Here is a 12,845-nt window from a genome sequence, read left to right as displayed (position 1 = left end):
ACAGAGCCTTATACATCTAGATACATCTATTCAAAAAACTGTGAATGGGGAAACATTTTATCTCCCCGTTCCCATCTCTTTTCAATGAAATTCAAAGCTATTGTCGTTGACATTGACGGGACAATTACCTGCGAAAACAGGGAACTCCATCTGGGAGCCGTCAAAAAAATCCGTTCCCTTAAAGTTCCGGTAGTCCTTGCCACAGGCAACACTCTATGTTATGCAAGGACAACATCAAAGCTTCTCGGCCTGGACGGAGCTGTGATCGCCGAAAACGGAGGCGCTATTACTGTCCGCTATGATTTGAATGGCACTTTTGAAGAAAGCCTGGAAGAATGTGAAAAAGCCTTCTCTTTCCTATCCGAACATTTCAAGCTCACCAAACTCGATCCCTTCTACCGAAAAACCGAGATTGCCCTCCGGCGGGACTTTGACCTTGAAAAAGCCAGATCTCTTCTGAAAACTCAAAAATTTGATGTCGAAATGGTTGATACCAAGTATGCAGTCCACATCAAAAGTACCCGAGTCAACAAAGGCTCAGGCCTCCGAAAGATTGCAGGAATGATGGGGCTTGCGGCTTCGGACTTTGTGGCAATAGGGGATTCTGCAAATGATGTTGAGCTGTTTGAGGCTGCAGGTTTCGGGATTGCTGTTGCAAACGGCGATAAGCAAATTAAGGAAGGTGCAGATTATGTAACTGAAACCTCTTTTGGGGAAGGAGCAGTAGAAGCCTTCGAGTATCTGGAATCGAAAGGCTGGATATAAAAATCGCGACATATGCGGTTTCTTGATTTAACTCTCAGGATTTAACTCTCAAACGCTGAACAGGTCTTTCAGCCCAAGTTCCCACTGCTCCCACATATCGTCCCTATTATTACTTGTATTTAATACCTCTACAACAGTCGGATTTGGCTCTATGAATATTATCGGATTGTCTTCTTCCCCAAGCTCTTTATTAACTGGTCGGGCAATCTTTTCCTCGTCCATGCAAAACTGAGCGTCTATGCCTGGCTTATTGCCTCTTGCATCCAGCCTGATCCATTTTTTTGAATCTTTTAAATATACCGCGTTTAAGCCGTGCAAGAATTTCCTGTTAACGTCCTTGCTTGAACAAAATTTCTGATAACAGAACCCGGTTGGTATCCCATAAAATCTTAGCATGGCTGCAAGCAGGTGAGATTTAGCACAACAGATCCCATGCCCAAACTCTAAAACCTCTGATGCCTTACAGGTAACCTCCTGTGCACCTATATCCCCTGAATGATGAATCTCATCCCGGACAAATTCATAGATTTTCTTAATCAAACTGATTTCGTCCCCCTCTTCCATGCCTTTCTGTAATTCAAGGCACTTCTCAACAATCAGCTTATGATCGTAGTTTATGATCTCATTCTTTTTGAGGTAATCCTGAAGATTATTGCTTTCAGTGTGCGTCTTACTCACCTGTCAATAAATACTACAAAGCCTCTATGAAATTTAAATATGAGACGGAAACTACTTTTTTATTGGTACACCTTGATTTGCTCAGTAACTATGAATTAAATTCGCGTTTTAATAAGGAATGTATAAACTTATAGTTTATCTGGATCAGGTTTTTCAAAAAGGGCGGGGTACTTCTCTCTTAAGGGTATTTCGAGCTCTTTGTCTAACTTTGCTTTATAAAGGGTTTTCACTTTAGAAAGCTGGTCACTTGTTAAATTTATAGCTCCTTGAAGATAAGCTCCTTCAAGGTTAGCTCCTTCAAGGTTAGCATCTTCAAGATTAGTCCCTTCAAGGAGATTAGCTCCTTCAAAGTGAGTAGTTATCATACTAGCATCTTCAAAGTGAGCCAAATTAATGTCAACCTTTTCAAAATGAGCCCCATCAATCACAGATCCTTCAAAATGAGCCCCATCAATCTCAGATCCTTCAAAATAAGCGCCTATAAAATAAACATTTTCGAACCGAGTTTCTTATAGGATAGCATGTTCGAAATGAGCTTCTATTAGAAAACCGTGTTCAAAATAAACTCTGAAAAGATCCGTTTGTTCAAAATGGGCATTTTTAAGGACAGCCCCTTCAAAATGGGCGTTGCTAAAATTAGTTCCTTCAAAATGAGCATCTTTAAGTGTTAACCATTTAAAAAACGTATTCTTTAGATTAAGGCATTTAGACTCTTTATCCATATATCTATGTTTACTTCTTCCAAGAACTGTAATAACTGCTTCAATGTCCAATGACAAAGAATTTACTTCGGGAACTTCATTATGTGTACTTTCATTAGCTTGAATATCCATGGATATATATCCAGTTGTCAGAAAATTTTCGTTTGATTGATTTTCAACACTCGAATTCTTTCTAACATAAGCAGTTAAAATTTCTATAATCGGCCAGTAGTCTTTCTCAGATTCGGTTGAGATTCGTTCAAGGGCATATATTCCACCTAACCTAATCTCTATTGCTGGATTTCCTGATTGATCAATAGCTCCTAATTGTTCAACAGCCCGAGTAAAACGTTCGGTAATCTGGCCTTCTTGGGAAACTTTTAGATTCTTTTGAGTAACTTTTAGATTTTCCTGAGTAACTTTCAGATCTTCCTCAGCAATAGTAATTCGTCGCCATGTGTAGTAAAGCCCAATACCGATAGCTACACCACCTAGTATTTGAGCTAATGTTGCACGGGACTGATTTTCTTGAGTGACTTTTTCTATAGCGTTATTTATTCCGGATACTTGCCAATGTGGAAGTGCAATTAATAGCAATACAGCGATTATGAAAAATAGGCTAATCAACGGGTATTGTTTTACCTTCTCATAGATTTGTTTCGCATCTTTTTTGGTATTATCACCAAGCTGTTTCAACTCCTCTCTTAATGTCATAATATTTTTTCTTTGCCACAAACTTTTATCTGTCCTTTATCAATTATAAACTAAAAAACATTGGCATTTATACACGAAGGATGAAGAGGTAGAGCAGTAAATAAGAATAAAATAAGCAAGTAGTTAGGATTCAATTTCGGATCTAGGAGTTTTCAAAGAATATGGAAAGCAGAAAGCCATGGTTAAAATCGTGGCAAACGTGTCTAGGTATAGATATACGATTCGTTATTTTAAAGAAAGTGGTACAAAAACGATATACATATAAGTGTAATTATCTATCTTGATATTTTTTAGACTTTTAAGAAACTTTTTATAGAGATGTGTTTATAATGGAACCCACCCATCCTCCTAAAACTTGTTTTATCATATGTCCAATTGGTGAAGAGAACACTGAGATTCGAAAAAATTCCGATTTATTTTTTAAATATGTTATTCAACCCGTTGTTGAAAAACTTAATTATGCCCCCATAAGAGCTGATCATATGAATGAGTCGGGCATGATAAAGTTCCAGATCATAGATAAAATAATAACGTCCCCTTTAGTTATAGCCGACTTAACCAATAATAATCCGAACGTCTTTTATGAACTCGCAGTGAGACATGCGATGAAAAAGCCATGTGTTCTGATGAAAACAGAAGGTCAAGAAACTCCATTTGACATTGACGATATGAGAATTATTTCTTATGACTTAAAAAACCCAGAGAAAGTCGAAGAGGCGAGGAAAAGGCTTTACGAACAAATAAAAAATATGGACAATTCAGTATATAAGTATTTAAACCCCATAACTCTAGCGTACACCTATAAGAATTTAGCTAGAAGTTTGGCAGACCTTGAAAATACCGAAGATGATATATTAACGCTAATTCTTGGGTCCATTGCAGAATTTAATTCAACAGTAAATGAAATGAGAAAAGAAGTTTCCAACCTAAATGGAACATTTAGTTTTCTAGATAGCTTAGGTCTTCCCTCTATTTTTAAAGAGTCGGGAACAACATATGAAGAAATGGCTGATGTAAAGATAGCTCAACTTAAGAGAGAGTTAAAGGAAAAATCCGATTTGAACAAAAAAGGTGATGATCCATTATTGAGGGATGACATAGAGAGGATAAAAAGGGAAATAAGACGTATAAATGGATTCAAAAAGTCACCTGATGATCTGTTTTTCGATTTATAACTAAATATATTCAGAAGCAATTTATATTTATTATGATATCGAAAGTATTCCCAAAGCACATTTTTACGAATTCCTCACTCTTCATCCCTATGAATTCTTTTTCCCCCAAATGCATGGATAGTTCTTGTTCTAGCAATACATTTTCCCCACTGTTCTGTCCTCTTCGGGATGAATAATTCGTCCCCGGGATTGAGAACAAACTCCTCATCATTTAACACTGCCGTATATTGACCACTAACGCAAACCATATACTCATCAAATTCATGAGTATGTTTTTTGGGAACTCAGTCAGAATAACAGGTCCAGAAAGCCATCTGACTGCCGTCTGCACCCTCGTAAAAATAGCCCTCGATATCTTCAGTATTTTGCTCCGTGCTCCCATATGATTACTTTTACTTTTCATAAACTCCGGAAAATCGTTCACGCATAAACACTCCTGTATTCAAAAAATACTATTGATTTTTGAGAATAAAATTGGTTTTGGGATGAGCTCTTCCATAATTAAATTTTCGTGATATGAGGGATTGGAACTAACATTTCCTATAACACTTCTTACACAAAAAAACCAATAACTCAATATAAATAGAAACATACCGAAAACTCTAAGAAGGAGGTCACCTTCTCCTTGCATTCAATATCACAGGAAAATTAAGAGGAGCAAGTAAAACGTCACCTTTCGAAGTACAAATGTCAGTAAGTGCATTATTTTTGTCGTCCATATGTGCAATACTGTTATTCCTCGCCCACAAGTTTTTTGCCTGGCAGAGCTCAAAATATCATCAGGTGAATCCTTTTGTGAATACCTTGAAGAGGATTAAGATGATGAAGATTTCACGGGAAAGAGGGAACATCGTGAAATTTATGATTAATATTCATGGGGGGATGAAATAAAGGAAATATTTTTGGTTTTCTGGCTCAGTTACTTAAAGCATTTGAATCACATTTGAAATGTAGGTGCTTTGAGTCCATAATCAAACACTTAATTATAAAAGTTAAAACTTTTTTTGCTCAAAATTAATAAAAACAGCAAAAATGCTATTCCCTTTAGAGCCTACCCGAAAAGGGGTCATCTACTCTGACTTTTCGGATAGGCTCTTAGTAGCTTATGATTGAAACCAGGTTGAAGTATTTTCCACCCTCGGCTTTCATCATTCCAATATCTCTGCTGGCATAGTCATTGTCACACGAAAGCTTCAAACGGAGCTAGAATCCCTTCTGATCAACCTGAATTAGAAAAGTTCAACTAAAAAAGTTCAACTAAAAAAATTCAGAATTAAAAGAAAAGTTCCTTAGATTAAAACAAACCGGGATTAGAACGGTGTTTCCAGAGATTGAATAGCAAGAATTAAACGAAGAGTTCCTCTGGGCTGAAAGAAATGTAGAATGAAAACGAAAACAGGATCTGAAAGGAAATGAAAGAAAAAGAAAGTAAACAAATTCTTTCCTTCCCTTTTTCAATTCATGCCCTTGCTTTCATTTTGTCTACTATAATATAGTCCTTGATGGCGCTTACGGAGTCGAAAGGAATCAGGATATAGTTATCTTCTTTTTTGTATCTTGAAATATCAAAGGTGGGATTGGGGCTGACCATAAGATCAATGATATTTCCTCCTTTGATTTCGACTACAATGTTGCTCAGCGTTCCTATCTCCGTTCCGTCGGTAGCCATCACCTGTTTATTGAAGAGGAGGTTTTTTGCAAATACTTTAGACATTCTTATCTTGTCTCCGTGCTCAGTGTTATGCGGAATTTGGGTAAAGCTGGCTTTTTTGTATTAATACTTTTACTTGTGATATTTTATTCAATTTGAAGTTATCATCTTTATAAACTCTTCTCTTTTAAGAGTTATTCATTTAAATTCTTACCTGTATCCCACAAGTCCAGCTGTCTCTACCGGTCTCTGACCTCCCTTAAACTGCTCCTCTATCTTCTCATAGAACTGGGCAATGTTTTCGGAAATTGTGGGTTTTACTTTCTTAAGGGCTTCTCTGAAGTGCCTCATCTCAATTTCTTTGATGTCAAAGTTTTCCCTTAGGGCAAACATTACGGCTTCTCTACATACCGCTTCTATGTCAGCACCCACATACCCCTCTGTTATACTGGCAAGGATTTCAAGGTCCACATCCTCTGCAAGAGGAGTATTCTTTGTGTGGATCTTAAAGATCCTCATCCTGCCTTTACGGTCAGGTGCCCCAACGTAAACCAGCCTGTCAAAACGCCCCGGACGGATGATTGCAGGGTCAAGCAGGTTAGGGCGGTTAGTTGCGGCAATTATGACCACGTCTTTGAGAGTCTCAAGCCCGTCCATTTCGGTCAGCAGCTGGTTGAGTACCCTTTCCGAAGCCCGGCTGTCCGTGTCCACACCCTGCATCGCAGCAATGGAGTCGATCTCATCAAAGAAGACAACACAGGGAGCAACCTGCCTTGCTTTCTTGAAGGTTTCCCGAATTGCTTTTTCCGACTCTCCAAGCCATTTCGAAAACATCTCCGGCCCTTTGACGCTTATGAAATTGGCATTTGACTCTTTGGCAACAGCCTGTGCTATCAGGGTCTTACCAGTACCGGGAGGGCCGTAGAGCAGGATTCCCTTTGGAGCTTTTATGCCCATCTGGATAAACTTTTCCGGGTTTTTAATGGGCCATTCAACAGCTTCAACAATCGAATTCTTTGCTTCATTCAGGCCGCCCACATCATCCCAGCCAACCGAAGGCATCTCAACAAAGATCTCTCTCAGAGCTGAGGGTTCGGCTTCCATCAGGGCATCTTCGAAGTTCTTTTTAGTTACAACAATCTTTTCCAGGCGTTCAGGAGGAATTGTTTCTTTTTCGAGGTCAAGATCCGGCAGGCTTTCCCTGAGACAACGCATTGCTGCTTCCTGCACGAGAGCCAGAAGATCTGCACCCACAAAGCCCTGAGTCCTCTCAGCCAGGTACATAAGATACAGGTTTGTCTTCTCTTTCTTTTCCCTGTCTATTGCAGCTTCATCAACTTCGATTTCAGCTTCAATTTCAGCTTCGACTTCAGTTCCGGCTTCGATTTCTACTTCAGATTCAGGCTCAGACATCCTGGTTTCTTCGTCTTTCTCAATTGGCATGCCCCGTGTGTGAATCTGCAGGATCTCGTACCTGTCTTTGGTGTCCGGCACACCAATATGAATTTCCCTGTCAAAGCGGCCTGGTCTCCTGAGTGCGGGGTCAATTGCATCCACACGGTTAGTAGCCCCTATTACCACGACCTGTCCTCTTTCCTCCATCCCGTCAAGAAGAGTAAGGAGCTGGGCAACAACTCGTCTTTCCACTTCCCCAGTTACGTTTTCCCTTTTAGGGGCAATGGAATCGATCTCATCAATGAAAATAACTGAAGGCGCATCTTGGGTTGCATCTTCAAAGATCTTCCTTAATCTTTCTTCGCTTTCCCCGTAGAACTTCCCCACAATTTCAGGACCTGCAATGTAATGGAAGCTTGCCCCGGATTCGTTTGCCACGGCTTTTGCAATAAGGGTTTTTCCGGTACCGGGTGGGCCGTAGAGAATAACTCCCTTTGGAGGCTCTATATTAAGGTGGGCAAAGAGTTCCGGGTGCTTCATCGGCATCTCTATCATTTCCCGAACGCGCATGATCTCCTGCCCCAGCCCGCCGATGTCTTCGTAGGTGGTGACTCCTCGAGTCGCTTTTTCGTAGCCCTGTACCGGTTTTTTCCGGAGCTCGATAGTTGTGGCTTCCGTAATCAGGACAATGGTATTGGCAGGGTCTGTCTCAACAGCAACCAGGGGAATTACCTGGCTTGTTGTCAGGGACTCAGTCATCGGCTGAGACATTGAGTTTATAATTGGAATTATGTCTCCCCTAAACACAGGCCTTTTCAGGATATGTCGCTTTATGATCTCATTTGCATGTTCCCCAAACTGCAGCTCAGGTCCACCCTGAGTCATGCTTTCCGGAAGTGCCAGAATAAGCTTTTTTGCTTCCGGGGCTTCGACCTTTGTAATGGTCACTTTCTCCCCTATGGAAACTCCGGCATTTTGCCGGATGAAATTGTCAATACGCACTATTCCCTGTTCCCAATCCTGCCTGTCCGCTCTCCATACCTTTGCTGTGGTCTTTTTTTTCCCCTTTATCTCCACAATGTCACCGGGAGAGAGCTGAAGTTTCAGTAGCGCTGTAGGGTCAAGCCGGATAATTCCTCTTCCAAGGTCTATAGGATATGCCTTTTCAACCTTCAACTGTATTTCTTCCATGGATCATCCCGAAAATAGTTGTCTTTTTGATTGTTATTTTATCTGGTAATGACGTAAAATGAAATGACACCGGTTTTTCCCGAATTTTTCCGGGTCGTATAACTCTGGAATATCTACTTCTATTTATTAGATGCTCTTTTTATTTTAATGCCTGTCATCCGGGAAAATTTGTCCCGTATACGCATTTACTCTGGACCATTCCGGGCATCGAATCTGTGTCTGCAAGTCCTTTATCCTGGCGACGTCCAGCTATTTTTGTTTTTGCACTCCCGGAGAAAGTATCTCGCCAGCTTAAGGTACCTTTAACATCCCGATACCAGGATACTCAAGTAACGGGCAATTACTGAGTACGTTTAATACTCAAGTATTTACATTATTATGTCCGGAGAATAAGTTTCCTATATTCCCTATTTATTAAATAAGTTTACCCTTCGCTCCTTTTTCCCTGTTAGGTTAATATATTTACAGCTTCTGTGTATAAAACTGTTAATACAACCTGAATTAGCATTTCAGATATTAGATAATTCAGGCTTTCTGATGAACCATAGTTTAATATTCAGATTTTGAACTTCGAGATAACATTAGATTTTGAACTTCGAGATAACATTAGATTTTGAACTTCGAGATAACATTAGATTTTGAATTTCGAGATAACTGATTTCCTATATTCACAAAATTCCAGGAATTTGAAAGCATGGACCTTGAAAAAGCACAGAACAGGATTATTGATTTTCTTCGGAACAGGACTGGCAAAGCAGGTGCAAACGGGGCAATTGTAGGCATCAGCGGAGGAATTGACTCCGCCCTTACCGCAACTCTTGCTGTAAAAGCTCTGGGAAAAGACAGGGTTCTTGGCCTCCACATGCCCGAAAGCAGCCTTACCCCTGCTACTGACAGCGAAGATGCAAAAACTCTTGCCAACTGGCTCGGGATTGAGTATCGGACAATTGACATCTCAGGCATTGTTTCGGCTTTCATGGATGCTGTTCCAGAGAGCGAATCCGCAGACCGGCTCACCAGAGGCAACCTGAAGGCAAGAACCCGGATGTCCCTCCTGTACTTCCACGCAAACCAGCTGAACCGCATGGTCATCGGGACAGGAAATAAAACCGAGATCCTTCTTGGTTATTACACGAAGTACGGAGACGGGGGAGTCGACCTTGAGCCAATAGGCGGGCTTTACAAGACCGAGGTATGGGAACTTTCCCGCAGGCTGGGAATCCCGGAGCCTCTCATTACCAAAAAACCGTCTGCAGGATTATGGGTAGGCCAGACCGATGAAGCAGAACTTGGTATTTCTTACGTAAAGATCGATGAGGTGCTCAGGATGCTTGAAGAAGGCACTGAGTCCAAAAAAATTCAGGATAATGTGGGGATTTCTGCTGAACAGCTCAGCTCTGTTACCAGACGCATTGAGAGAAACGAACATAAACGAAAAGCTCCACCTGTGCCGGAACTATAACGCGTTTCTCGGATTGAGGGAAAGGCGGGCATAGACATAAAAATCTGAGCAATTTACATAGACATAAAAATCTGAGCAATTTACATAGACATAAAAATCTGAGCAATTTACATAGACATAAAAATCTGAGCAATTTAACTTGTAGCACCTTAGAAGTTTAAGTTTGCAGCTTTCCCTCTTACCGCGCAGGATGAAGTTTTATATCCTGGCGTTTTTCTCTTGCCAGCGGCTTTGCGAGGTGTCTCCTGGCACAGGGGGGGACTTCATAGAGCCCTGGCTCAAGGTCTCTCTCGATCTTATATTTTACTTTTGAAAGGGAGAGCGTCCCGCACATTTTGCAGCGGAACCCCTGACTCTGACCTGCAGACTTCATGTGTTTTCCGCACTCAGGGCACTTAGGGTTTTCTTCCCTGCATACGGAGGCAAGAGCTTTAATTTCTATTTTTTCAATGTTCAAAGTCCCGGAAGTGACACTCCCTGAAAGGATGATCAGGTCCCCAGGCACCAGTTTTCGGATAAGCGACCTGAAGTTCTTGGTTGGTTCGAAGGCTGCACAGTCTATTTCGTCTCCTTCCCCGTCCCGGACAGCAAAGATAACGTGTCCTCCTTCAAGGGTTTTCGGGGCTGCCGAGACTGTACCTTCAAACGTATAAGAATGCATGTCTCTGATTTTAGCGATATTCTCTGCTGGCAGGAGATGCATGTCCGTTCCCTGGTTTGTCCTGTACACAGCAAAGCGCTCAACCGGCTCTGTCCGGATCAGGGCTGCAGCTTTATTAACTATCTCAGGGTTTTCTCCTCTTATCCCAAATAATACCGGATCTGCTGAGTGAGGCACGCAGACAACGAGCCGGTTTGTAAGATCTACAGTATCCCAGGTTTCAGGGTAGGTTTCCCGGTCAGCTTCAAAAAAACTTTTTTTATCAACATCCCTCGGAGTTCCCCATTTTTCCTTCTGCCTGTATGCCAGATGCTCGAATGTACAGTCCCACTCTTCAGGGTTCAGCATTGCTCCACAGGCTGCAAGAGCGCCTATGAGTCCCCTTCCATTCTTGAAGCTCTTAGAGGTAATTCTCAGTTCATTGATCAGGTTCTTTGCTTTCTCTATTTCAATTACGTTCTTTACAGCCTCTTCCAGAAAACTCATGAGGACAGGTTTGAGGCTCTCATAATCGTCCTCCAGAATAAATACGGCTCCAGGATTAGTTTTTTCGCACTCCATACGTGCAAGTTCCTCTATTCTGGATGTTACATGCGCAATTACTTTTTCAGGGAAGACAGTTTTAAGTTTCAGGGCTACTGCTGCATTTCCTCTTGTTTTGTAGGGAATGGTAGGATTCAAGCGCACAAGGAGGGGCAGGGCTTCTACAGTACCATATTCCTGCAATTCTTCCAGCAGCAGGGCTCCCAGATATGTGGTGCACATACCTTCATTTGAGTCCGTATCGTCAATTCCGATGATCATATTTTTCCGTACCCGGTTTTCTACCTTCATATTACTACGATTCCGAAGCTGGGATACCTTAGTTTTCGGGATTCTCCGACCCGTTTTCTCCCTGCAAACATTAACTCTGTTGGAGATATATATATATAGATGTTCAAACAGAGATTGATACCGGAATGACAAAAGAAGTTCTCATACATCAAATTATTGATGTATTATCACGTGCAGGTTTTGCACTCTCTGATCGTTGTAACATACGCCCCAGGAGCTTTGACGTTGCCGCACGTAAAGATGAAACACTATTACTTTGCAAGGTTTTATTTAACATTGACGGCCTGAACGAAGAAACAGCAAGGGAGATGAAATATCTTGCTGAGTATCTCGGAGGTTCCGCTATCGTTGTTGGAGCCAAAACAAGGGACCAGCTGCTTGAAGACAGTGTTGTCTACATGCGCTATGATATCCTTGCCCTTAGTGTCCAGACCCTCCATGACTACTTTGTCGAAAATATCCAGCCTCTAGTTTCAGCAGCACCTGGAGGGCTTTATGTCTCAATAGAAGGAGATCTCCTGAAGAAGGCAAGGACGGACCATTCCATGTCTCTTGGGACCCTGGCTTCCATGGTGGGAGTTTCGAGAAGGACTATCAGCAAATATGAAGAAGAAGGCATGGATGCATCCATTGATGTAGTTCTCCAGCTTGAAGATATTTTCCGGATCGAACTGGCAAGGCCCATAGATATCCTGAAATCCTGCGGGAGCAGAAAGCCAAGGAAGAAAGCAGAGTCTGAAAAGGAAGAACCCCAGGCAAAAAAGAATGTACTTTTGCCGGAAGACCTTATCCTCAATACGATTTCAATGCTCGGATATGATGTCCTTCATACTGCACAGGCACCTTTCAAGGCTATCTCAAGAGACAAGTCTTCAGTTATCCTTACAGGGGTCAGCGAGTTTAACACAACAGTAATCAAACGGGCTCATTTGATGAGCAGCCTCTCCTGTATTACAGAAACTCAGTCCGTGTTCATTATTAACGGGCGATCTAAACTGAAGTCAGTCGAAAATACGGTGCTGATAGAAAAGAAAGAACTTGACAATATAAGTGATTCTCAGGAGCTTCTTGATTTCATAGAGGAGCGCAAGGAAACTCGGGACGGTACATAAGTTAAGTTCACTTTTGAGTTTCTTTTCCTTCCACAAACAACTCTGTAAACCAAGCTTTTTATAAAGTTCAAGGCCGTGAATTTTCAATTTATTTTCCCATCTTTTTCCACTTTAATATCATCTGGCAAAAGAATTCTAAAATAACTCAAATAATATAATTTGTATTCGGGAAGATAGGTTTACTATCTGATCAAGCATTCTCTTATTCTCTAATTTTCTGCACTTTTTCTTTAGAATTATAAATTTGATCGTAAATTTCTTTAGCATTAATAAGTTTGACCGTACATTTGCCTGTAACATCCGGAGAAGGAAATCACCCCATTGGGGATCAATCCATTTAATATTTTTATAATTTTTTGAAAATTAAAGGTTCGTTATTTGGCTGTCAAAGTTTAGAGATATTATTTACTGTGGTATATTAATACCCAAGTTTGTTTTCAAAAAAATAAAGCAGGTTTAGTACAGGGTAAAGACTGGGTTCAAGGAGACTGGAGCCGTTCAAAAGA

At 41.1% G+C, this 12,845-nt stretch carries 10 protein-coding genes and 1 pseudogene; 4 read left to right on the top strand and 7 right to left on the bottom strand.

Annotated elements, in window-relative coordinates:
* Positions 1 to 84: 84 nt before the first annotated feature.
* Positions 85 to 765 (top strand): phosphoglycolate phosphatase, encoded by a 681-nt coding sequence (locus tag MSWH1_RS03430; protein WP_048126118.1) that lies wholly within the window; start codon positions 85 to 87, stop codon positions 763 to 765.
* Between the two features lie 48 nt (positions 766 to 813).
* On the opposite strand, the gene MSWH1_RS03425 is transcribed toward MSWH1_RS03430, so the two are convergent.
* From MSWH1_RS03425 to MSWH1_RS03415, 3 genes and pseudogenes are all read right to left on the bottom strand, one after another.
* On the bottom strand, positions 814 to 1,443 hold the full coding sequence (locus MSWH1_RS03425; RefSeq protein WP_048126116.1) for a transglutaminase family protein: 630 nt from the start codon (positions 1,441 to 1,443) through the stop codon (positions 814 to 816).
* 128 nt (positions 1,444 to 1,571) lie between these two features.
* Positions 1,572 to 1,934: pseudogene (locus MSWH1_RS03420) on the bottom strand (pentapeptide repeat-containing protein); the annotation flags it as partial.
* Between the two features lie 18 nt (positions 1,935 to 1,952).
* The gene (locus MSWH1_RS03415) at positions 1,953 to 2,879 is read right to left on the bottom strand and encodes a pentapeptide repeat-containing protein (RefSeq protein ID WP_197074614.1); all 927 of its coding nucleotides are present in this window, start codon (positions 2,877 to 2,879) and stop codon (positions 1,953 to 1,955) included.
* A gap of 308 nt (positions 2,880 to 3,187) precedes the next feature.
* On the opposite strand from MSWH1_RS03415, the gene MSWH1_RS17355 reads away from it, so the two are divergent.
* Positions 3,188 to 4,033, top strand: a complete 846-nt coding sequence (locus MSWH1_RS17355) for a hypothetical protein (protein ID WP_052722552.1) — start codon at positions 3,188 to 3,190, stop codon at positions 4,031 to 4,033.
* Positions 4,034 to 4,107: 74 nt separating this feature from the next.
* Here the strand turns inward: MSWH1_RS17355 and MSWH1_RS19825 are convergent, their stop codons facing one another.
* From MSWH1_RS19825 to MSWH1_RS03385, 3 genes are all read right to left on the bottom strand, one after another.
* Positions 4,108 to 4,281: a hypothetical protein gene (locus MSWH1_RS19825; RefSeq protein WP_231591887.1), complete on the bottom strand. Its 174-nt coding sequence runs from the start codon at positions 4,279 to 4,281 to the stop codon at positions 4,108 to 4,110.
* A gap of 1,211 nt (positions 4,282 to 5,492) precedes the next feature.
* Positions 5,493 to 5,747, bottom strand: coding sequence for a PRC-barrel domain-containing protein (locus tag MSWH1_RS03390; protein ID WP_048126102.1), 255 nt, complete (start codon positions 5,745 to 5,747; stop codon positions 5,493 to 5,495).
* 147 nt (positions 5,748 to 5,894) lie between these two features.
* A complete protein-coding gene (locus MSWH1_RS03385) occupies positions 5,895 to 8,270 on the bottom strand; it encodes a CDC48 family AAA ATPase (protein ID WP_048126101.1) in 2,376 nt (791 codons plus the stop codon).
* A gap of 694 nt (positions 8,271 to 8,964) precedes the next feature.
* On the opposite strand from MSWH1_RS03385, the gene MSWH1_RS03380 reads away from it, so the two are divergent.
* The gene (locus MSWH1_RS03380; RefSeq protein ID WP_048126098.1) at positions 8,965 to 9,732 is read left to right on the top strand and encodes an NAD+ synthase; all 768 of its coding nucleotides are present in this window, start codon (positions 8,965 to 8,967) and stop codon (positions 9,730 to 9,732) included.
* A gap of 178 nt (positions 9,733 to 9,910) precedes the next feature.
* Here the strand turns inward: MSWH1_RS03380 and MSWH1_RS03375 are convergent, their stop codons facing one another.
* Positions 9,911 to 11,197: a tRNA(Ile)(2)-agmatinylcytidine synthase gene (locus MSWH1_RS03375; RefSeq protein ID WP_048130199.1), complete on the bottom strand. Its 1,287-nt coding sequence runs from the start codon at positions 11,195 to 11,197 to the stop codon at positions 9,911 to 9,913.
* 155 nt (positions 11,198 to 11,352) lie between these two features.
* Here MSWH1_RS03375 and MSWH1_RS03370 point away from each other — a divergent pair, with 155 nt between their 5' ends.
* Positions 11,353 to 12,339 (top strand): transcriptional regulator, encoded by a 987-nt coding sequence (locus MSWH1_RS03370; protein ID WP_048126096.1) that lies wholly within the window; start codon positions 11,353 to 11,355, stop codon positions 12,337 to 12,339.
* Positions 12,340 to 12,845 lie beyond the last annotated feature (506 nt).

The organism is Methanosarcina sp. WH1 (assembly GCF_000970005.1).
GTDB lineage: Archaea > Halobacteriota > Methanosarcinia > Methanosarcinales > Methanosarcinaceae > Methanosarcina.
Note: the sequence above shows the minus strand (reverse complement) of the source record. Positions and strands in the feature narration are given on the sequence as shown.